Raw genomic sequence first — 20,488 nt, 5'->3', positions numbered from 1 at the left:
GCGATGTCTCTAATGCTCATCGAGACAGTCATGCGATGCAAGCACGACCACAGGATTAGTCAAGCGGAAAGCGCCGCCGCAATCCTCGGTCCCGAGCGGATGGCCTGTTGACACTGCCGAAGCATATGGAAACCGGCGCGGTATTCTCTATGATGACAAGTCGTTGTCCGTGGGAACTGCTGTCTTGCGTCGCCGTACCGTCATCCTGTCCCTAGTTTTTGTTGCACTCAGTCTCGGCGTGATATTCGGCGGTGGCGAGATCGTCGCGCGCCGGTACATGGACGAAACGGCTGCCCAGGCCGGCACGACGCTTCGTCTGGCGGTCTCGGCACTTGAAGGTCACTTGAAACGTTACGAAGCGCTGCCTGCGCTCATCGCCGATCAGGCACTGGTCGAGGAACTGGTGCAGAAGCCGCATGACGAGCAACTGCGGGAACGGACCAGCCGGTACCTGAAGGAGATCAACACCCTTCTCACGTCCTCCGACATCTATGTGATGACGCCGGACGGCGATACGATCGCGGCGAGCAATTATGACGGTCCGCTGAGCTTCGTCGGCGAGAATTTCAGCTACCGGCCCTATTTCCAGGACGCCGCGAACGGCAAGCAGTCTCGCTTCTATGCTTTGGGTACGACTTCGCTGAAGAGGGGCTATTATTTCGGTTCGCCGATCAAGGTGGGCGGTGCGGTGCTCGGCGTCATCGTCTTCAAGGTCGATATCGATGGCATCGAACGTTCCTGGACCGGCGGTGACAGCCGTATCTTCGTGTCGGATCCGGAAGGCATCATCTTCATGACCGGCTCGCCCGAATGGCTTTACTCGGCGATCGAGCCACTGACCCCGGAGCGTCTCGCCCGCACGGAAGCGTCTCGGCGGTATGCCGATGCCTGGCTGAGGGAGTTGCCGATCCGTCGCGGTAGCTATGCCGGACACGAAAGCATCGCGATTTCCGATACGGCCGGTGAGCGGGAATATCTGGTGGTATCGACCCTGATGCAGGAGGCAGGATGGACGGTCAACGTGCTCATGGATACCGGCACCGTCCGTGCTCAGACCAAGACCACCGTCGTGGCGATCCTCCTGTTCATCTGCCTCGCCGCACTCTTCATGGCAATCATCATGCAGCGCCGGGCGCGGCTGAACGAGCGGATGCAGATGCAGGCGGAGGCAAAGCATGAACTGGAGAGGCGGGTCGCGGAGCGGACGGCCGATCTTGCCCGCGTCAACAGTCGCATCGAAAAGGAGATCGCCGAGCGGCGACTGACGGAGCAGCGCCTTCGGCAGACGCAGGCCGATCTGATCCAGGCGGGCAAGCTCGCCGGGCTCGGGCAGATGTCGGCTGCCCTTTCGCACGAGTTCAACCAGCCGCTTGCGGCAGCGAAGACCTATGCCGAAAGCGCGGACGTCCTCATCGAACTGGGGCGTGTCGACGAGGCTCGTGACAATGTACGGCGTATCTCGGCACTGATCGATCGGATGGCATCGATCAGCAGGCATTTGCGCAACTTCGCTCGCAAGCCGAACGAGAAACTGGGTGCGATAACCGTCAGCGAGGTGGTGAAGGATACGTGCGAGATCGTCGATGCACGCCTGAAGATCGCCAAGGCGGAACTCAGGATCGACCTGCCGCCGGATCTGCCACAGGTCAGGGCAGGGGCTGTTCGTCTGCAACAGGTTCTCGTCAACATCATCACCAACGCCGCCGACGTGGTGGAGGGGCAGGAGCACAGGGTGATCGAGCTCTCCGCGCATCATCAGGCGGGCAAGGTCGTGATACTTGTCCGGGACCAGGGGACGGGAGTTGCGGCAGCGATACGGGAGCGAATATTCGATCCCTTCTTCACCACCAAAGGTGTCGGCAAGGGGCTCGGGCTTGGGCTCTCGATCTCCTACAACATCATCAAGGATTTCGGTGGCAGCCTGACCGTGTCGGATCATCCCGACGGCGGCGCGGTCTTCCGCGTCGAGCTCCATGCCGCTTCCGAAGCCCTGAAGGCGGCGGAATGAGCGAGCAGCGCGTCTTTCTGGTCGACGACGAGGAGGAGTTGCGCCGTTCAACAGCGCAGGCGCTGGAACTCTTCGGTCTGCCGGTCGTCACCTTTTCCAACGCCGACCATGTGCTGGAGCTCATGGGCTACGGCTTCGACGGCGTTGTAGTCACGGATATCCGGATGCCCGGAACGGACGGGATGACGCTGCTGCATCGGATTCGCGACCTCGACAGCGAAATCCCCGTCATCCTGGTCACTGGTCATGGCGATGTGCAACTGGCGGTGAAGGCGATGCGGGAGGGGGCCTACGACTTCCTGGAAAAGCCCTTCACCCCCCAGCACCTCGCTGGCGTGATCCGCAGGGCGATGGACAGACGAGGCCTGGTCCTCGAAAACAGGCGGTTGAGGGCGGTTGCCGGCAAGCGGGACGACCTTGAGGCGCGCTTGCCCGGCCGAACCCAGGTCATGGTGGATCTGCGATACCGGATCCGTGCCATCGGCGCGACGGATGCCGACACGCTGATCATCGGCGACACGGGGGCCGGCAAGGAGGTAGTCGCCCGTGCGCTGCACGATATCAGCCCAAGGGCAAACCGTCCCTTCATCGCGATCAACTGTGCGGCCTTGCCGGAGAACCTGATCGAAAGCGAGTTGTTCGGTCATGAGGCCGGGGCCTTTCCCGGTGCCATCCGGGCTCGCTTTGGCAAGTTCGAGCACGGGCGAGGCGGCACGATCCTGCTGGACGAGATCGGGTCGCTTCCCTTCGACTTGCAGGCGAAGTTCCTGCGTGTCCTGCAGGAACGTGTCATTACCCGCCTTGGATCGAATGAGGTCGTTCCGCTCGACGTACGGTTCATTGCCACCAGCAAGGTCGACCTGGAGGCAGAAGTGGGTGCCGGGCGCTTCCGTGCCGACCTTCTCTACCGTCTCAACGTGGCGACAATTCATGTCCCGTCGCTGGAACAGCGCCGTGCCGACATTCCACTCCTGTTCCTGCAACTGGTCCGTGAAGCAGCGGCCCGCTACGGCCGGGAAGATGCCGAGGTGCCGCCGGATGTGATATCCGCCGTTGCACAGAGGGAGTGGCCCGGCAACGTTCGGGAACTAAGGAATGCCGCGGATCGCTTCGTTCTGGGCTTGGACGCAGGTCCGGGTGACCCCTTGATTATCCGCGAGGGAAGCGAGAGGCTTTCCGACAAGGTGGCAGCCTTTGAGCGCAGCGTTATTGCCAGCGCCATTGCTGCGCATGGCGGAGCCCTGCGACCAGTCTATGAGATGCTCGGGATCTCGCGGAAGACTCTTTACGAGAAGATGCAGAAATACGGATTGGACAAGAAAATGCTCAGTCCAGAGCACGCGGGCTCGGAAGACCGCGAGGGCTGACGCCTCATCGATTTGTCTAGTGGGTGGATTTCCACCCACTATTCTCGGGGCTTGTTTCCTTTTCCACCCATCGTTCTGATCAGAGAAGGCTCTATCGCCCGTTAAACAATCTTGAACAATTGCCTCGTGCTAAATTGCGGCAACAAGGTGCATCACGGCTGGCGACGGAGGAACTTGCGCTGGCTGATTACTGTACTGTGGAGGAATCTCATGAAGATACTGAACGCCATTCTCGGCGCGACGGCTGTCGCCGCCGTTTCGCTGTTTTCAGCCACTGCCGGCGCACAGACCTATCCCGATCGTACGATCACCATGGTCGTGCCGTTTTCCGCAGGCGGACCAACCGACACGGTTGCCCGTCTCGTAGCGGAATCGATGTCCAAGGATCTTGGCCAGCAGGTGATCGTCGAGAACGTCGGCGGTGCCGGTGGCACGCTCGGAGCGGCCCGGGTCGCCAATGCCGAGGCTGACGGCTACACCGTGCTGCTGCACCACATCGGCATGGCGACCAGCGCGACGCTCTACCGGAAGCTTCCCTATGAGCCTCTCAATGCCTTCGAGTACGTTGGTCTCGTGACGGAAGTGCCGATGACGATCGTGGCCCGCAAGGACCTCGAGCCTACGGACATGGCCGGCCTCATCGAATACGCAAAGGCCAACAAGGATACCGTGACCGTTGCTAACGCCGGTATCGGCGCTGCATCGCACCTGTGTGGCATGCTGTTCATGAGCGCCCTCGAAACGCCGCTCGTAACGGTACCCTACAAGGGCACCGGCCCTGCCATGACTGATCTTCTTGGTGGACAGGTCGACATCATGTGCGACCAGACGACCAATACGACGAAGCAGATTCAGGCGGGCACGATTAAGGCCTATGCCGTGACCTCGCCGGAACGCCTCGACGTGCTGAAGGATGTCCCGACGACCGCCGAAGCGGGTCTCGCGGACTTCCAGGTCGGCATCTGGCACGGCATCTACGCGCCGAAGGGCACGCCCGCCGAGGCCGTGGAGCGCCTTTCCAAGTCTCTCCAAGTTGCGCTGAAGGACGAGAACGTCGCGGCCCGCTTCGCAGAACTCGGCACCGAGCCTTCTCCGGAAGCGGATGGCACGCCTGACGCACTGAAGGCGAAGCTCGAAAGCGAGATTGCGCGCTGGAAGCCGGTAATTGAGGCTGCCGGTCAGTACGCGGACTGAGTTCCGTCAAAATGCTGACGCCGATTCTCTCCCTTCAGTGGGCGAGGGTCGGCTTTGCGGCGCCGTCTCGCCGGCGCCGCCTCCTCTTAACGGAGCGACCATGAAATCCTTCAGATTTGACGTCCCCAATGTCATTTGCGGACTCCTGTTTATTGCTCTCGCCCTCTTCTTCGGCATGCAGTCCTATGATTTGGACCTGGGAACGGCCTTCCGCATGGGGCCGGGCTACTTTCCCTTCGTGCTTGCCTGCTGCCTTGCGCTATTCGGATTAATTCTCATCATTCAATCAGTTCGCGTCGAGGGCGAGGCAATCGGACATATCGCCTGGCGAGGCATGCTGTTCATCCTGCCGGCACCGATCTTCTTCGGCTTCACCGTCCGCGGCCTTGGTTTCGTGCCGGCGCTGTTCCTGACAGCGCTGATTGCGTGCTTTGCTTCAAGCCGTATGAAGCCGGTCACTGCCGTACTGCTTTCCGCTGGCCTGACGATCTTCTGCTTCCTCGTGTTCAGCTACGGGCTCAATCTGCCGTTCCGGTCGGTCGGCCCCTGGCTCGGCTATTAAGGGAGGACGCGCCATGGATTTCATCAGCAATCTCGAACTGGGGTTCGCGACGGCAACTTCGTTCAACAACCTGTTCTTCTGCCTTATCGGTGTCCTTCTCGGAACCCTTATCGGCGTCCTTCCTGGGATCGGACCAACGGCGACCATTGCCATGCTGCTGCCGATCACGTTCCAGCTGGAGCCGGTCTCCTCGCTGATCATGCTGGCGGGGATTTACTACGGTGCGCAGTATGGCGGCTCGACGACGGCGATCCTCATCAACCTGCCGGGTGAGTCATCATCGGCTGTGACGGCGATCGACGGCTACCAGATGGCACGAAAGGGCAGGGCGGGCGTCGCGCTCGCAATCGCTGCACTCGGATCGTTCTTCGCAGGCAGCGTCTCAACCTTCCTCGTGGCAATCTTTGCGCCGCCACTCACGGCAATCGCCCTGCAGTTCGGTTCCGCCGAGTACTTTTCCCTGATGGTCGTGGGTCTCGTCTCCTCCGTGGCGCTCGCCCATGGCTCGATCATCAAGGCGCTTGCCATGGTCACGCTCGGCCTCCTGCTGGGGCTGGTCGGTACGGACATCTATACGGGCACCCCGCGCTTCACGTTGGGTATTCGCGAATATGCCGACGGCCTTAATTTCGTGGCAGTGGCGGTAGGCGTTTTCGGCATTGCCGAAATCCTTCGCAATCTGGAAAGCGAAAAGACCCGTTCGCTGCTGATGGCCAAGGTCACCAATCTTTTCCCGACCAAGGACGACTTCAAGCAGATGGTTGCGCCGGTGCTGCGGGGCACGGCAATCGGTTCGGCGCTCGGCATATTGCCAGGTGGCGGTGCAATCCTTGCAGCCTTCGCCTCCTATACGGTGGAAAAGAGGGTGTCGAAAAACCCTGAGGAGTTCGGCCAGGGGGCAATCGCAGGCGTGGCTGGACCTGAATCCGCGAACAATGCCGGCGCGCAGACCTCGTTCATTCCGCTCCTGACGCTTGGCATCCCTGCGAACCCCGTGATGGCCCTGATGATCGGCGCCATGATCATCCAAGGCATCGTGCCGGGTCCGAACGTGGCCACCGAGCAGCCGGCGCTGTTCTGGGGCATCATTGCCTCGATGTGGATCGGCAACCTGATGCTCGTCGTCCTGAACCTGCCCCTGGTGGGGCTCTGGGTGAAGCTCCTGACCGTGCCTTACTACGTGCTGTTCCCCATCATCATGGCGTTCTGCTCGATCGGGGTCTACAGCGTCAACTCCAACGTCTACGACCTCTATGCCGTAGCCTTCTTTGGGTTCATCGGCTACGTGCTGGCAAAACTGCGGTGCGAGCCGGCACCCCTGCTGCTTGGCTTCGTGCTTGGCCCGTTGCTGGAGGAGAACCTCCGGCGTGCGATGATCCTGTCGCGCGGCGACCCGACCACGTTCTTCACGCGGCCGATCAGCGCGACGCTCCTCATCATTGCGCTTGCGGTCCTCGTCGTCGTGCTGCTGCCGAGCGTCAGGAAGAAGCGTGACGAGGTCTTCCAGGAAGAGGACTAATGGAAAACTGCAGGTGCTCAGATCGAATGGAGCACCTGCAGTTCCGAAACCTGCGGCTGCTCCGCGATCCGCCGCAGCAGCAGGCGGCCCATAGTCGCCCCCGCGGCAGCAAGATCCTCGTAGATTGTTTCGATGCGTGGCCTGATCTGGTCAAACAGGCCGGATGTCTGCTTTGCAACGAGGCGGATGTCGCTGCCGAGATGCAGGCCCTTGTCATAGGCTGCGGCCATGGTGGCGAGTGCGGAAACCTCGCCGCCGCAGATGAAGCCGTCGGGAGGCGACGTCTCGCTCAGCAGGCGAAACATTGCCAGCCTTATCTCCTCCGACTTGCTGTCGAGCGTGACGTCCCCCGCGATCTCGAAGGGAACGCCGGCTTCTCGGACGGCCGTCATGAAGCCATGCCGCATGTGGTGGGCGAAGGTGAACCTGTCTGGTGGAAGGATGATGCACAGTTTCCTTGCGCCCGCGGAGATCAGCTTGCGGGCAGCCTCGTAGGCGAAGACATGGTTGTCGAAATCCACATAGGGATGCTGCGTCGCGAGTTCCGTCCTGCCGTGACAGATGAAGGGAAAATTCCGTTCCAGCAGCAGTTTCACCCGTTCATCTGAGGGTTCGGTGCGGGTGAAGATGATGCCATCGGCCATCCGGTTGCGCATGATGTAGCGGACCGGGTCCAACGGTGGCGTGTCTGAGAAATGTGGGGTGATGACCAGATGATATGGCGTGCCGCGCAATGCCTCGGTAAGGCCGTTGATCATCGACGTCGCGTAGCCGAGAATTTCCTCGTGTGGATCGAGCACCAGACTGATCACATTGGTGCGGCCGGTGCGAAGCCGCTGCGCCGCGCGGTCGGGAAAATAGCCGATCTCCTCTGCCACCCGCCGCACACGCTGGCGGGTTTCGAGCGCAATCTGCGGCGCGTCGGCCAAGGCGCGCGATACGGTTGTGACCGCTAGGCCCGTCAATTCGGCGAGGGTCTTCAGGGTCGGCTTTACGTCTTCCGTACCGTAGGGTCGGGTCTGCGGCATCAAGGTTGACGCAGCGCCTCTCTTCTTCCGATTGCTCATCGGCGTAGCATTTCCTCCACCGGACAGATCCCAGCTCCCACGATAACTATATCGTTATAAATTTGAGGGGCAATCGACCTGTCCCGGCAGCGGAATAAAAAATGACAAATGATAACAGACGGATGAATCGATGGCGCGAGACGCTTTAGTCCATGTGGCTCGGGTTGACAGCTCCCGTGTTTGTATCGTTATAAATTGATTATCCGGAGAGGAGCCCGGATCAAGAGGAGATTCCCATGAAGATCGGAATATTTTCAAAGCTGGCCGCCGGCGCTGCCATGATTGCGCTGACGGCCGGGGCAGCGAAGGCCCAGGAAAGCGTCGAAGTCCTGCATTGGTGGACGTCTGGCGGCGAGGCTGCCGCGCTGAACGTCCTGAAAGAAAACCTGCAGAAGCAGGGCATCGGCTGGCAGGACATGCCGGTTGCCGGTGGCTCTGGCGTGCAGGCGATGACGGCGCTTCGCGCACGTGTCACCTCCGGTGATCCGCCGACCGCGGTACAGATGCTCGGTTTCGATATCAAGGACTGGGCGGAAATGGGCGTGGTGGGCAACCTCAACGACCTCGCAACGGAGCAGGGTTGGGACAAGGTCATCCCCGCAGCCCTTCAGGAATTCTCCAAGTTCGACGGCGACTGGATCGCAGCGCCCGTCAACGTACACTCCACGAACTGGCTGTGGCTGAACAAGGCGGCGCTCGACAAGGCCGGCGGCGAGCCGCCGAAGAACATGGACGAACTGTTTGCGCTGCTCGACAAGTTCAAGGAGCAGGGCATCACGCCGCTCGCACACGGTGGCCAGCCCTGGCAGGACGGCACGCTCTGGGAGTCGGTCGTTCTCTCCGTGGGCGGCATGGACTTCTACAAGAAAGCCGTGATCGAGGCAGATGCCGAAGCGCTTTCCAGCGATACGATGCGCCAGGTCTTCGACAACATGTCGAAACTGCGCGAGTACTTCGACGCGAACTTCTCCGGGCGCGACTGGAACCTCTCAACTGCGCTCGTCATCGAAGGACAGGCGGGCGCCCAGCAGATGGGTGACTGGTCGAAGGGTGAGTGGCTGCGCGCGGAGAAGAAGCCGGGCGAGGACTTCGTCTGCATCCGCTTCCCCGGGACGCAGGGCTCGGTGCTCTTCAATTCCGACCAGTTCGTGATGTTCGACGTTGGTGAGGACAAACGCAATGCGCAGCTCAAAATGGCTGCAGCCGTCGAGGATCCTGCCTTCCAGATCGCCTTCAACACGGTCAAGGGTTCGGTCCCGGCCCGGACAGACGTTCCGGACACGGAATTCGACGATTGCGGCAAGAAGGGCATGAAGGACCTTGCCGAGGCTGCTGCAAGCGGTAACCTCGCCGGGTCGCTCGCCCACGGCCACGCCCAGCCGTCGTCGGTTAAGGAAGCCGTGTTCGACGTCGTGACCCAGCATCTCAACGGCCAGATCACGACCGATCAGGCGCTCGAGCGCCTGCCGCAGGCCGTTGCAGCGGCTCAGTAAAGCTGGGGCCTTGAAGACATCTCTGAAAATGGCCGGGAATTCCCGGCCATTTTCTCACCCAGTCCACGCGAGTTGAGCCGGGATCTGCCGGAGGTGGTGCATGACAACCATTGAGCCCGTTCCCTACGTCACGCCCGAGCGACCACGGCGCAGGCTTGCGGCGCGTCTCGGCGCCGCGTTGCCCAAGATCGTGCTGGCACCCTCCTTTGCGATCAGCCTGATCTTCGTTTACGGATTCATCCTGTGGACCGTCTACCTGTCCTTCACGCGCTCCCGAATCCTGCCGATCTACGACCTTGTCGGCTTTGATGCCTACTACCGCCTCTGGTCGCAGCCGAACTGGTACATGGCGATCAAGAACCTCGCGATCTTCGGCGTTCTCTATATCAGCCTCTGCATCGCCATCGGCCTGTTCATCGCGATCCTGATGGACCAGCGCATTCGCGCGGAAGGCGTGCTGCGGCCGATCTTCCTTTATCCGATGGCGCTTTCGTTCGTCGTTACCGGCACTGCCTGGAAATGGTTTCTCAACCCGGGGCTCGGGCTGGAGAAGACCATGCACAACCTCGGCTGGGAGAGCTTCAAGTTCGACTGGCTGATCAACACCGACATGGCGATCTATACCATTGTCATTGCAGGCGTCTGGCAAGCGTCCGGTTTCATCATGGCGATGTTCCTTGCAGGCCTGCGCGGCATCGACGGGGAAATCATCAAGGCGGCGCAGATCGATGGCGCACCGACCCTTGCCATTTACCGCCGGATCATCATCCCCATGCTCCGGCCGGTCTTCCTGTCGGCCGTCATCGTGCTCGCGCACATGGCGATCAAGTCCTACGACCTTGTGATTGCCTTGACGGGGGGCGGCCCCGGCAACGCGACCGAACTGCCGTCGACCTTCATGTATTCCTACACATTCACGCGCAGCCAAATGGCTGTCGGTTCTGCAAGTGCGGTGATGATGCTGATGGGCATCACGGCGATCATCGTTCCCTATCTCTATTCCGAGCTTCGGGAGAAGCGCACATGAGCGCCGCCAGCGATTCCGTCAGTGCAGGTTCGGCGAGAACCGCTCGCATCGTCATCTACACGCTTCTGATCGCTCTGGCAGCAGTCTACCTCCTGCCGCTCTACGTGATGCTGACGACCTCCTTCAAGTCGCTCGCCGAGATTCGCGGCGGCGACATGTTGGCCCTGCCGCGCGATCCTTCCTGGGCCGCCTGGACGAAAGCCTGGGGAGACGCATGCATCGGCGTGACCTGCGAAGGCATCAAGGGATACTTCTGGAACTCCATCAAGATGGTGGTGCCGGCGGTGGCGATCTCCACGGTGCTGGGTGCGCTCAACGGTTATGTGCTGACCAAGTGGCGCTTTCCCGGCCACAAGATCGTCTTTGGCCTCATGCTGTTCGCCTGCTTCATTCCCTTCCAGGCGGTTCTCATTCCCATGGCGCGGGTGCTCGGTATCTTCGGCCTTGCCAATTCGACGTCCGGGCTCGTCTTCGTCCATGTCGTGTACGGTCTCGGCTTCACCACCCTGTTCTTTCGCAACTATTACGAAGCCTTTCCGGATGAGCTGATCAAGGCGGCAATGATCGACGGCGCCGGCTTCTTCAAGATATTCTGGCGGATACTGCTGCCGAGTTCGGGCCCGATCATCGTCGTCACCGTGATCTACCAGTTCACCAATATCTGGAACGACTTCCTGTTCGGCGTGTCCTTCTCCTCCGGCTCGGAATCGCCGATGACCGTCGCACTCAACAACCTCGTTTCCTCATCCACCGGCGTCAAAGAATACAACGTCGACATGGCGGCGGCCGTCTTCGCCGCCCTGCCGACGCTCTTCGTCTACATCGTCGCCGGACGCTATTTCGTGCGAGGCCTGATGGCCGGCGCAGTCAAGGGATAACCGCAATGAGCTTTCTTCGGATCAGCAACCTCTACAAGAAGATCGGCAACAACGAGGTTCTGAAGGATATCAACGTCGAGATGGAGAAGGGCGACTTTCTTGTCCTGGTTGGACCGTCGGGCTGCGGCAAGTCCACCCTGCTCAATGCGATTGCGGGGCTGATGCCGCCGACCTCCGGCGAGATTGTCCTCGACGGCCAGGTGATCAACGACCTGCATCCTTCCAAGCGGGACATCGCCATGGTGTTCCAGAGCTATGCGCTCTATCCAAACATGACGGTGGAGGAGAACATTGGATTCGCGCTCGAGATGCGCGGGGTGGGCAAGGCGGAACGCGCCGAGGCCGTCAAGAATGTCGCCGGAACGCTGCAGATCGAGCATCTGCTGAATCGGCGGCCGAGTCAGCTTTCGGGCGGGCAGCGCCAGCGCGTGGCAATGGGTCGGGCACTGGTCCGGCAACCGCGCGTCTTCCTGTTCGACGAGCCGCTCTCCAATCTGGATGCGAAGCTGCGCGTGGAGATGCGGGCCGAGATCAAGTCGCTGCACCATAATACCGATGCGACCATCATCTACGTCACCCACGACCAGATCGAGGCGATGACCCTGGCAACGAAGATCGTCGTCCTCAAGGATGGCGGTATCCAGCAGGTCGGCACGCCCTCGGAGATCTACAACCGTCCCGCCAACCTCTTCGTGGCTGACTTCATGGGGTCGCCCGCCATGAACATGCTGAAGGGGCGTACCTTGACAAGCAACGGCGTCCGGCAGATTGCGCTCTTTGGTGGCAAGGTGAATGTGGCCATGCCTTCGTCCGTGACGACAGACGTTCCGGACGGCAGGGAGGTCATTCTCGGCCTGCGGCCCGAAGGCATCACCGACGAAGGAATGGTCGACCCCACCGCCCATGCGATCGCAATGGTTGAGGCCGATGTGAGCCTTGTGGAGCCGACTGGCTCGGACACCTTCGTGACTGCCCGCCTCGCAGGTGAAACGTTCACCGGACGTGTGCGTGCGGATGTCGCCATCGCTCCGAAACAACGCTTCACGTTTGTGTTCAATCTCGACAAGGCCGTGGTGTTCGATCCCTCGACCACGCAGCGTCTCGCCTGAGCCGTCCCCACGGAACAATCATTTCCCGCGTCTGTTGGAAGGTGACCGAAATTACCGAAGAGAGGCGTTATCATGAGCAAGGATCAGACACTGTCTGACGGCTACCGCAAAGACGGATTGCGGGACGAGCGCGACGTCCCAAGCGATCGACCCCCTTCCGCCGACAATCGGGAAAGCCCCTCCGCGGCAACTGCCGAAGATTCCTATGGCCGAAACGAGATGTCAAAGGCGTGGGCACGCGAGTCTTATCGCGCCGATTACCAGCGTGCCGGCACCGGCAGCCGCAACGAATTCGGGTCGAAGCGCGTTGAAGGCCGAGAGACGAAGCGCGAGCCGGAGTGACTCCGGCTGTCGTATACTGGCACAGACAGGAGTAGACGATGACTTCCTCTAAAAAACCGGCCGATGCGAAGACAGTCGAGCGTGACGCGACGGGTCAGTTCGCGAACGTGAAGGCGGGCGGGCACAGTTCTGGGGTCGCTAGCGCAAAACCCACCGTGATTACCGGGTCGGAAGACGCCACTGCACATAAGGTTCCGCCAGGCAAGGATGAGCCCGCGAATGAGTGGGATTCGAACTTCGACGTTGGGGAGCATCCTGCGGATCGATAGGGCGTGCTCGGCCACATGTTTCGAAGCGGCGCAACATTGCTTCGATCTGTGACTCCGCATGTCGGCCGAGGCCGTTGCGCGCAGGCAGCCTTTACCCCGGCACGCAAATTTTCATCGCGGACGATCAAAAGATTGGCCCCCTTTGAAAAGTCGCTAAATTACGTCCTCGTGCATATCACGTGAGGGCGGACATATGAGGCTTTCTGCGGATGCGGCCGTTTCAGACGCCGCGGGAGGTAAGATGTAGTGCGGAAGCTGTTTCGGTTTTCACCGACCTTCCCCACTGCACCGATCAGCGTCTATCTGATGGCCCTTTCAGCGGTCGTGGCCCTGCCGCTCGTGGTGTTCGTGCTGCTCCTGATGATGGAGCTGGAGCGCCGCGACCGCGAGATTCTTGCTGCCAATACTGCAGAGGACGCGCAAGTTGTGGCGCGTTCGGTTGAGCGGACGCTGCAGGATATGACGACGACTCTGCGGATTCTCTCCACTTCGCCCGAACTGGAGCAGGGCGATCTTCGAGCCTTCCACAATCGCACGCAAAATAGCCTTCGCTCCAATTCGCTCTATGTTCTGGCGGTGGACGCCGAGGGACAGCAGCTTTTGAACACGCGCCTGCCCTACGGCACGCCGCTCAGGAAAGTGTCGAATCCATCTGCCCTCGCTACTGCGCTCGAGACGGGCGTCACGCATGTCTCCGACGTCTTCTTCGGCGCAACGAGCGAGCAGTTCGTCTTTAACGTCACAATGCCCCTTCCAGAGAGGATGACTCGCTCCTCTGACGCTGTCGCTTTGATCATGACGCAGAACGCGGCCGATCTCGCCAGAGTGATCAGCACGGACAACCTGCCCCCTGGCTGGTCGGTGGCAATCGTGGACGGCGCAGGCACGATAATCACCTCCATGGGAGCCAGTAACGCTTCGCCGATCAGTGCCTTTCCACAAGAGACACTGAAATTGATGACGGGCATCAACGGGACGATCGAAGATGTGGATGGCAAGCCACGGCAGATCTACGGATATGGACAGGTTGTGGGATCGACCTGGAGGGCGGTGATCTGGGGGCCGATCGAGGCTGCTCAGAGTGAAATCGTCGAAGCCTCCCGGAGCCTGATAATCGGCAGCCTGCTCTTTCTTGGTATAGGCATGCTTTGCGGCTACCTGATTGCCCGCCAGTTGCGGATACCCATCCGGCAGATTGCCCAGATGGCGGAGCGTATCGGCAAGGGAGAAATCGTTTCGCCCGTGGAGACGCGAATCCGCGAAGCCAGCCAGATCTCCGTGGCTCTCTCCAACGCATCCTTCGACCGCAGCCAGGCGGAAGACCGGATGCACCTTATCCTCCAGGAACTCGTCCATCGAACCAAGAACATCCTCACCCTGGTCCAGGCCATGATGCGACAGCTGGCTCGCCAGTCAAAGGACATGGATGAGTTCCAGAAGGCGATCTCCGACAGAATCCAGGGTTTGGGGAAGTCTATCGAGGCCCTCGCGATCGAACAGTGGACCGGGGTGCCGTTGCGGCGCCTCGTCACTGTGCAACTTGATACCTTCGCAAACGTCGCGGACCGCGTGGAACTGCAGGGCGACGATTTCCTCCTGCGCGCCGAGGCGGTCCAGAATCTCGGTTTGGTCCTGCATGAACTTGCCACCAACTCCATAAAGTACGGTGCACTTTCGGTTCCTGATGGCCGGGTTCGCATGTCGTGGCGACAGGAAGATCCGTCTGACCCGAAGTCCCTGCTCCACCTGTCATGGGAGGAGATCGGCGGTCCCCCTGCCGTCGAACCGCAGACGACCGGCTTCGGCACGACCATCATCAGGCGTCACGCTGCTGCGGCCTTTGGCGGACAGGTCGAGATCAGCTATCTCGCCACCGGGCTCGTCTGGACCCTTGTTGCGCCGAGGGACGCCTTTGAGCGGGGCCCGGGGGAGGCGGCGCAGGAATTCCTTCTGTGATTTCGCCGCAGCGGAACGAAGGTCAGGGGCCGCCGTTGTTAGGCCCATGGATGCCATCACAGATCTCCCCACCTTCGATGAACAGTCCCTCAAGGCTGCAGGTCTCACCTATGTGAGCGACGTCGAACCCGGAATACGCCGTGAAAGGAGGGGCAAGGGTTTCTGCTATCGTTTACCCGATGGGAGCGTCCTGAGTGACCCGGAGGAGAAGCGCCGGATTGTGGCTCTTGGACTGCCCCCGGCCTATGAAAATGTCTGGATATGCATGGATCGCCGAGGACACCTGCAGGCGACCGGGTATGATGCCCGCGGGCGCAAGCAGTATCGGTATCATCCGGAATGGCAGAGTCTTCGGAGCGAGCTGAAGTTCGATCAACTTGCCCGTTTTGGGGAGGTGCTGCCGCGAATCCGGCGGCGGATCGAGCGGGATCTGGCTTTAGGACTGGACACCCCCGAGGCGGTCCTCGCCGCGATCATCGCGTTGATGGATACCGCGCATCTGCGCGTCGGCAATCAAGCTTATGCAAAGGAAAACAGGACCTACGGGGCGACGACCCTGTTGAAGCGACACATGACGTTGACGGAAGAGGCCGTGGTCCTTCGCTTCACGGCAAAGGGAGGAAAACGGGTCAGTCACACGATCAAGCACCCACGGCTCCAGCGGATATTCGAGGAGATAGCCGATCTGCCAGGGCGTCAACTCTTTTCCTGGCCCGATGATGGTGGTACCGCCCATCCCGTCGATTCCGGCCGGCTCAATGCCTATCTCGCCGACGTCGCGGGTTTTCCGGTCTCGGCGAAAACGTTTAGGACCTGGGGTGGGAGCCTTGCCGGCTTTGCCGCCGTCTGGCAGGCCTGCAAGGAAGGCTCTCAGCCCCGTGTGAAGCTGATCTGCAAGGCCGCATCCGAGCGGCTCCACAATACCCCCGCCGTCTGCCGCTCCAGCTATATCCATCCGGCCGTGCTGGCCCTCGTGGATGACGCATCGCCGGTGGAACGGCTGCTCAAGAACGAGCTTGAGCTTCCGCAGCTGCGTGGCTTGCGCGCCGATGAGCGGCGTCTGCTGGCAGTACTGAAGAGCTCAAGCCTTCAGACGCAAACGGGTGCGGCTGCGGACCCCCTCCAGCGGTGGAGGGCCGCAGCCGCAGAGGCATGATCAGGCCGCGCGACGGGCGTGGCGACCTTCCTTGACTTCCTCGACAATCTTGGCGACGAAGGGCTGCAGGTCCTTCGGCGAGCGCGAAGTGATGATGCCGTTGTCGACAACCACGGCCTCATCCACCCACTGCGCGCCAGCGTTACGTAGGTCGGTCTTGATCGATGAGTAGGACGTTGCCTTGCGGCCGCGCAGCGCGTCGGCTTCTACCAGAAGCCATGGCCCATGGCAGATGGCGGCCACGGGTTTGCCGCTCTTCACGAAGCTCCGGACAAGCTCTACCGCACCTTCGTCGGTGCGGAGGACATCGGGGTTGATTTGCCCGCCGGGAAGCACAATGGCGTCGAACTCCTCGACGTTCACCTCCGAGATGACGAGGTCGACGTGGACGCTATCGCCCCAGTCCGTCTCGTCCCAGCTCTTGATCTGTCCCGGCTTGATCGAGGCGATCCGCACCTCAGCACCCTGTTTTCTGAGTTCCTCGAGGGGGACGCGAAGTTCCGACCGTTCATAACCATCGGTCGCGAGAATAAGAATGGACGCAGACTTGAAGTCAGCCATTGTTTGCTCCTGTTGAGTTTGTTACGTGGGCGAGGCTTAAAGCCTGCCGCTGGAGAGGTCCCGCCCGTTGATCGACGCCGGTACGCTGATTTCCTCCTGGGGCCCCTTGGGCAGGGGCAGTTCCACGGCTTCAGGTACCAGGACCTGCACTTCTTCGGATGCGTGCTCTGTGTGCAGATCCGGATTGGAGGTTCTGGTCCGGCCAAACAAGCGCTGGAGAAAATTGAACATCGTCGATCTTCCTTCTTGAAGGCCTCTCCGAGGAGCAAACCCGCGAGACCGTCCTGGGTTCCACTTTCTTTCCCCTTGAAATTTAACTTGAACCCCTTCCGGGAACAAATCTTCTTTGGATCGGTTACGCCACGAGGCCTTAGGGTGACGCGGACGGGAATACCGGGGGGTGAATTGACGCGACATACAGCTTGCCTGAGCGTTGGAAGAGACGAGCCAAGGCACCTCACTGCCCGCCTTGTCGAGCGGAGGCAGAGACTATTTAGGCACACCCCTTGGGTAATCGCCGTTCCCCTGCTGACCTCCTGCAGCGGTATTCAGTCTGCCCTGGATCCGGCCGGTCCCGAGGCTTCTGACGTGGCCCGCCTTTTCTACGTCATGCTGATCGGAGGTGGCCTGATTTGGGCCGCCGTGGTGCTGGTGCTGTTCTATGCCGCACGCAAGGCGCGCGAGCCGCATTCTGAACGGGTGGCCGGTCGCGTCATTCTCTGGTGCGGGGCGATCGGTCCGGTGATCGTGCTGACGATGCTCCTTTCCTACGCCGTCTGGCTGATCCCAAACCTGCGACCCTGGTCTTCGGCCATTGCAGAGGGCGTTCGCAAGATCGAGGTTACCGGAGAACAGTTTTGGTGGCGGGTGCGCTATCTGGATGAGCAAGGCGAGGTCCTTCTGGAACGTGCGAACGAGATAAAGATGCCGGTCGGCCAGCGTGTGGTCTTCCTCGTCAAGTCTCCGGACGTCATCCACTCCTTCTGGGTTCCCTCCCTCGGGGGCAAGATGGACATGATTCCGGGCCGAACCAATCACATCATGCTGGAGGCGTCCAAGCCCGGCATCTATCGCGGTGTTTGTGCCGAGTTCTGCGGTCCGTCGCATGCGCTGATGGCTTTCTTCGTGGAGGCACTCGAGCCCTCGGATTTCGAGGCGTGGCTTGCGGGGAGCGGAACAGCCGAGACCGATGGAGCCAGCGAGGGGCATGCCCTTTTTCTGCGACACGGCTGTGGAGCCTGCCATGCGATCGACGGAACGGAGGCGCAGGGGAGGATCGGTCCGAACCTCACCGCCTTCGGCGCGCGCGGCAGCGTCGGCGCCGGAACCATGCCAAACACGCCGGAAAATGTCGCCCGCTTCATTCGTCACCCCTCCGAGATCAAGCCAGGATCACGGATGCCGTCCTTCGGGATGCTTCCAGACGGAGATGCCGAACGTATCGCCACTTACCTTGCGGGGCTGAAATGACAGAGGTACTCGGCGATTTCTCTCCCGAGGAGCGGGCTGCGCAGGAGGAGCGACTGCGGAAGGTCTGGAAGACGCCGGGCGGCTGGCGTTACTGGACCTCCGTCAACAACAGCGAAATCGGCCTCTGGTACGGCGTCGCCTCATTCGGCTTCATGCTGTTTGCTGGCGTGCTTGCATTGCTGATGCGGCTGCAACTCGCGGTGCCGGACAATGATCTGCTGACGGCCGATTTCTTCAACCAGGCCTTCACCCTGCACGGCACAGTGATGATGTTCCTGTTTGCCGTACCGATCTTCGAGGCGATCGCGATCTTCCTCCTTCCCTCCATGCTGGGCGCCCGGGAACTGCCGTTTCCGCGCCTCTCCGCCTTCGGCTTCTGGAGCTTTCTCCTCGGTGGCATCTTCGTCTGCGGCTCGATCTTCTTCAATTCGGCGCCGAGCACCGGCTGGTTCATGTATCCGCCCCTGGCGACGAACAAGGAATTCTCGGGGATCGGCGCTGACATATGGTTGCTGGGCCTCTCCTTTATCGAGGTCGCATCCATCGCTGCCGCCGTCGAGATCATCGTCGGGATCATGAAATGCCGCGCGCCCGGCATGCGGATCAACATGATGCCGATGTTTGCATGGTATCTGCTGATCGTGGCGGGTATGATCCTGTTCGCGTTCCCGCCGCTGATTGCTGGCGACCTCCTCTTCGAAATGGAGCGGATGTTCGACTGGCCGTTCTTCGACGCAGAGCGCGGCGGGGACCCGCTCCTCTGGCAGCATCTGTTCTGGATATTCGGGCATCCGGAGGTCTACATCATCTTCCTGCCGGCCATCGCGCTGATGGCGATGATCGTGCCGACTTTTTCCCAGCGGCCGATCGTGGGCTATTCTTGGATCGTGCTTGCGGCGGTGGGAACCGGATTCCTGAGTTTTGGCCTGTGGGTCCACCACATGTTCACCACCGGCCTGCCGCAGATATCGCTTGCCTTCTTTTCTGCGGCGTCGGAGGCAGTTGTCATTCCGACAGGCGTGCAGATATTCGTCTTCATCGCGACGATGCTTGCCGGCCGGGTGATATTCTCGGTGCCCATGCTGTTCGGTGCTGGCGGCCTGATCACCTTCGTGATCGGCGGGTTGACGGGCGTCATGGTGGCGCTGGTGCCGTTCGACTGGCAGGCGCACGATACCTATTTCATCGTGGCCCACCTGCACTACGTGCTGATCGGCGGGATGCTGTTCCCGGTGGTTGCCGGCATCTACTATTACTTCCCGTTCGTCACCGGCAAGAAGCTGAGCGATGCTTGGGGCAAGGTGGCCTTCTGGCTGATGTTCATCGGCTTCAATGTCGGGTTCTTCCCGATGCATTTGTCGGGGCTTCGCGGCATGCCGCGCCGGGTCTTCACATATCCCGAGGATATCGGCTGGGACTGGTTCAACCTGGTCTCCACCATCGGCGCCTTCATCTTCGCCAGCGGCGTCCTCACCATCGTCGTGGACATCTTCAGGCCCAAGCCGAAGATTGGGGACCTCAATCCCTGGCGATCCGGGACGCTTGAATGGACGAACGATCCCGATGAGAACTGGGGCATGCGATCGGTTCCGATCATCGAGAGCCGCTATCCACTCTGGGACCAGCCAGACCTCCAGAAGAATATCGACGAAGGACGCTATTACCTTCCGGATGCCAAGTCGGGTCGACGCGAAACGCTCGTCACCTCAGTGCTGGACGCGGAGCCTATCCAGTGCCTGCGCGTGGGAGGCACGTCCCATGTCACAATCATCGCCGCCATGGCACTAGGTGGCGTCTTCATCGCGCTGACATTCCATTGGTGGGCGGTGACGATCGTCTGCGCCATTATCACCCTCCTTGCCATCCTCTACTGGCTATGGACGGGCACGGCAGAGATACCGGAGGCCCCGGACATGGATGTCGGCCTGGGCAAGCGCCTGCCGATCTACCGGTCAGGCCCGGCTTCCGTCGGGTGGTGGGCGATGTTCATCACCATGGTGGGTGACGGCACAGCCTTTGCCAGCCTGATGTTCGGCTACTTCTTCTACTGGACCATCCATGGCGACTTCACTGCGGGTCTCGGCGGGCCCGGCATCCTCTGGCCGATGACGGCACTCGTGCTGTTTCTCATTTCATGGGGCCTCATGCTGGCTGCGCGACACCTCAACCGAAAGGACAGGGCAGGTGGAGCCCGGGCCGCAATCGGCCTGTCCCTGATCGTCACGGTCGCCGCCGCAGTGGCCGGGCTGCTCGGCCCCTATACCCACGACATGCAGCCGACCATCCACGTCTATCCGGCTACGGTCTGGATCATTGCGATCTGGACCGTGGTCCATGCGGGGGCTGGCTGCATCATGCAGGGATATTGCCTCGCTCGAAGCCTCACCGGCAGGATGACCGCGCGCTATGACCAGGACATCGTCAACGTCACCCTTTACTGGCACTTCCTGACCGTAACCGCCGTGGCATCCTTTGGCGTGCTTGGCCTCTTTCCGTTGATGAGGTAGGCC

The 20,488-nt window shown here is 60.9% G+C and carries 18 protein-coding genes; 15 read left to right on the top strand and 3 right to left on the bottom strand.

All coding sequences use genetic code 11. The annotated features are described in order from the left end of the window. Positions 1–184 precede the first annotated feature (184 nt). The 5 genes from NT26_RS14030 to NT26_RS14010 all read left to right on the top strand — a co-directional run bounded on the left by NT26_RS14030 (position 185) and on the right by NT26_RS14010 (position 6,650). Positions 185–2,008: a sensor histidine kinase gene (locus tag NT26_RS14030; protein ID WP_425287712.1), complete on the top strand. Its 1,824-nt coding sequence runs from the start codon at positions 185–187 to the stop codon at positions 2,006–2,008. Then, positions 2,005–3,375 carry a sigma-54-dependent transcriptional regulator gene (locus NT26_RS14025; protein ID WP_052639567.1) on the top strand — a complete coding sequence of 457 codons (1,371 nt, stop codon included), beginning with the start codon at positions 2,005–2,007 and terminating at the stop codon, positions 3,373–3,375. Before NT26_RS14030 ends, NT26_RS14025 begins: the two co-directional genes overlap by 4 nt. A 210-nt stretch (positions 3,376–3,585) precedes the next feature. Beyond that, positions 3,586–4,569, top strand: a complete 984-nt coding sequence (locus NT26_RS14020; protein WP_052639566.1) for a tripartite tricarboxylate transporter substrate-binding protein — start codon at positions 3,586–3,588, stop codon at positions 4,567–4,569. A gap of 100 nt (positions 4,570–4,669) precedes the next feature. Continuing rightward, entirely contained in the window at positions 4,670–5,131 is a 462-nt protein-coding gene (locus tag NT26_RS14015; RefSeq protein ID WP_052639565.1) for a tripartite tricarboxylate transporter TctB family protein, read from the top strand. A 13-nt stretch (positions 5,132–5,144) separates the two neighbouring features. Then, the gene (locus NT26_RS14010; protein ID WP_052639564.1) at positions 5,145–6,650 is read left to right on the top strand and encodes a tripartite tricarboxylate transporter permease; all 1,506 of its coding nucleotides are present in this window, start codon (positions 5,145–5,147) and stop codon (positions 6,648–6,650) included. 17 nt (positions 6,651–6,667) lie between these two features. Here the strand turns inward: NT26_RS14010 and NT26_RS14005 are convergent, their stop codons facing one another. Next, positions 6,668–7,678 carry a LacI family transcriptional regulator gene (locus tag NT26_RS14005; protein ID WP_052642194.1) on the bottom strand — a complete coding sequence of 337 codons (1,011 nt, stop codon included), beginning with the start codon at positions 7,676–7,678 and terminating at the stop codon, positions 6,668–6,670. Between the two features lie 275 nt (positions 7,679–7,953). Here NT26_RS14005 and NT26_RS14000 point away from each other — a divergent pair, with 275 nt between their 5' ends. The 8 genes from NT26_RS14000 to NT26_RS13965 all read left to right on the top strand — a co-directional run bounded on the left by NT26_RS14000 (position 7,954) and on the right by NT26_RS13965 (position 15,947). Further along, a complete protein-coding gene (locus NT26_RS14000; protein WP_052639563.1) occupies positions 7,954–9,210 on the top strand; it encodes an ABC transporter substrate-binding protein in 1,257 nt (418 codons plus the stop codon). 100 nt (positions 9,211–9,310) lie between these two features. After that, a complete protein-coding gene (locus tag NT26_RS13995; RefSeq protein ID WP_052639562.1) occupies positions 9,311–10,237 on the top strand; it encodes a carbohydrate ABC transporter permease in 927 nt (308 codons plus the stop codon). Continuing rightward, entirely contained in the window at positions 10,234–11,115 is an 882-nt protein-coding gene (locus tag NT26_RS13990; protein WP_052639561.1) for a carbohydrate ABC transporter permease, read from the top strand. The genes NT26_RS13995 and NT26_RS13990 overlap by 4 nt, the downstream gene beginning before the upstream one ends. A gap of 5 nt (positions 11,116–11,120) precedes the next feature. Continuing rightward, positions 11,121–12,224, top strand: coding sequence for an ABC transporter ATP-binding protein (locus NT26_RS13985; RefSeq protein WP_052639560.1), 1,104 nt, complete (start codon positions 11,121–11,123; stop codon positions 12,222–12,224). A 72-nt stretch (positions 12,225–12,296) separates the two neighbouring features. Continuing rightward, positions 12,297–12,566: a hypothetical protein gene (locus tag NT26_RS13980; RefSeq protein ID WP_052639559.1), complete on the top strand. Its 270-nt coding sequence runs from the start codon at positions 12,297–12,299 to the stop codon at positions 12,564–12,566. Between the two features lie 38 nt (positions 12,567–12,604). After that, complete coding sequence (locus NT26_RS23145) at positions 12,605–12,835, top strand: hypothetical protein (RefSeq protein ID WP_052639558.1); 231 nt, start codon at positions 12,605–12,607, stop codon at positions 12,833–12,835. Between the two features lie 246 nt (positions 12,836–13,081). Continuing rightward, positions 13,082–14,791: an HWE histidine kinase domain-containing protein gene (locus NT26_RS13970; protein WP_052639557.1), complete on the top strand. Its 1,710-nt coding sequence runs from the start codon at positions 13,082–13,084 to the stop codon at positions 14,789–14,791. Positions 14,792–14,837: 46 nt separating this feature from the next. Further along, a complete protein-coding gene (locus tag NT26_RS13965; RefSeq protein ID WP_052639556.1) occupies positions 14,838–15,947 on the top strand; it encodes a DNA topoisomerase IB in 1,110 nt (369 codons plus the stop codon). On the opposite strand, the gene NT26_RS13960 is transcribed toward NT26_RS13965, so the two are convergent. Continuing rightward, positions 15,948–16,508, bottom strand: coding sequence for a type 1 glutamine amidotransferase domain-containing protein (locus NT26_RS13960; RefSeq protein WP_052639555.1), 561 nt, complete (start codon positions 16,506–16,508; stop codon positions 15,948–15,950). Between the two features lie 36 nt (positions 16,509–16,544). Next, complete coding sequence (locus NT26_RS13955; protein WP_052639554.1) at positions 16,545–16,739, bottom strand: hypothetical protein; 195 nt, start codon at positions 16,737–16,739, stop codon at positions 16,545–16,547. A gap of 357 nt (positions 16,740–17,096) precedes the next feature. Here NT26_RS13955 and coxB point away from each other — a divergent pair, with 357 nt between their 5' ends. Together coxB and ctaD are read left to right on the top strand one after the other, a co-directional pair. Continuing rightward, the gene (gene coxB / locus NT26_RS13950; RefSeq protein ID WP_244467610.1) at positions 17,097–17,978 is read left to right on the top strand and encodes a cytochrome c oxidase subunit II; all 882 of its coding nucleotides are present in this window, start codon (positions 17,097–17,099) and stop codon (positions 17,976–17,978) included. Next, entirely contained in the window at positions 17,975–20,485 is a 2,511-nt protein-coding gene (gene ctaD, locus NT26_RS13945) for a cytochrome c oxidase subunit I (protein WP_052639553.1), read from the top strand. The genes coxB and ctaD overlap by 4 nt, the downstream gene beginning before the upstream one ends. Positions 20,486–20,488 lie beyond the last annotated feature (3 nt).

Source organism: Pseudorhizobium banfieldiae (assembly GCF_000967425.1).
Lineage (GTDB): Bacteria > Pseudomonadota > Alphaproteobacteria > Rhizobiales > Rhizobiaceae > Neorhizobium > Neorhizobium banfieldiae.
This window is presented reverse-complemented; position numbering and strand designations above follow the sequence as displayed.

Excerpts from the sequence above, each read along its gene's own strand:
- NT26_RS14025 (WP_052639567.1), top strand. The coding sequence starts at position 2,005 with ATGAGCGAGCAGCGCGTCTTTCTGGTCGACGACGAGGAGGAGTTGCGC.
- NT26_RS14020 (WP_052639566.1), top strand. The coding sequence starts at position 3,586 with ATGAAGATACTGAACGCCATTCTCGGCGCGACGGCTGTCGCCGCCGTT.
- NT26_RS14015 (WP_052639565.1), top strand. The coding sequence starts at position 4,670 with ATGAAATCCTTCAGATTTGACGTCCCCAATGTCATTTGCGGACTCCTG.
- NT26_RS14010 (WP_052639564.1), top strand. The coding sequence starts at position 5,145 with ATGGATTTCATCAGCAATCTCGAACTGGGGTTCGCGACGGCAACTTCG.
- NT26_RS14005 (WP_052642194.1), bottom strand. The coding sequence starts at position 7,678 with ATGCCGCAGACCCGACCCTACGGTACGGAAGACGTAAAGCCGACCCTG.
- NT26_RS14000 (WP_052639563.1), top strand. The coding sequence starts at position 7,954 with ATGAAGATCGGAATATTTTCAAAGCTGGCCGCCGGCGCTGCCATGATT.
- NT26_RS13995 (WP_052639562.1), top strand. The coding sequence starts at position 9,311 with ATGACAACCATTGAGCCCGTTCCCTACGTCACGCCCGAGCGACCACGG.
- NT26_RS13990 (WP_052639561.1), top strand. The coding sequence starts at position 10,234 with ATGAGCGCCGCCAGCGATTCCGTCAGTGCAGGTTCGGCGAGAACCGCT.
- NT26_RS13985 (WP_052639560.1), top strand. The coding sequence starts at position 11,121 with ATGAGCTTTCTTCGGATCAGCAACCTCTACAAGAAGATCGGCAACAAC.
- NT26_RS13980 (WP_052639559.1), top strand. The coding sequence starts at position 12,297 with ATGAGCAAGGATCAGACACTGTCTGACGGCTACCGCAAAGACGGATTG.
- NT26_RS23145 (WP_052639558.1), top strand. The coding sequence starts at position 12,605 with ATGACTTCCTCTAAAAAACCGGCCGATGCGAAGACAGTCGAGCGTGAC.
- NT26_RS13965 (WP_052639556.1), top strand. The coding sequence starts at position 14,838 with ATGGATGCCATCACAGATCTCCCCACCTTCGATGAACAGTCCCTCAAG.
- NT26_RS13960 (WP_052639555.1), bottom strand. The coding sequence starts at position 16,508 with ATGGCTGACTTCAAGTCTGCGTCCATTCTTATTCTCGCGACCGATGGT.
- NT26_RS13955 (WP_052639554.1), bottom strand. The coding sequence starts at position 16,739 with ATGTTCAATTTTCTCCAGCGCTTGTTTGGCCGGACCAGAACCTCCAAT.
- ctaD (WP_052639553.1), top strand. The coding sequence starts at position 17,975 with ATGACAGAGGTACTCGGCGATTTCTCTCCCGAGGAGCGGGCTGCGCAG.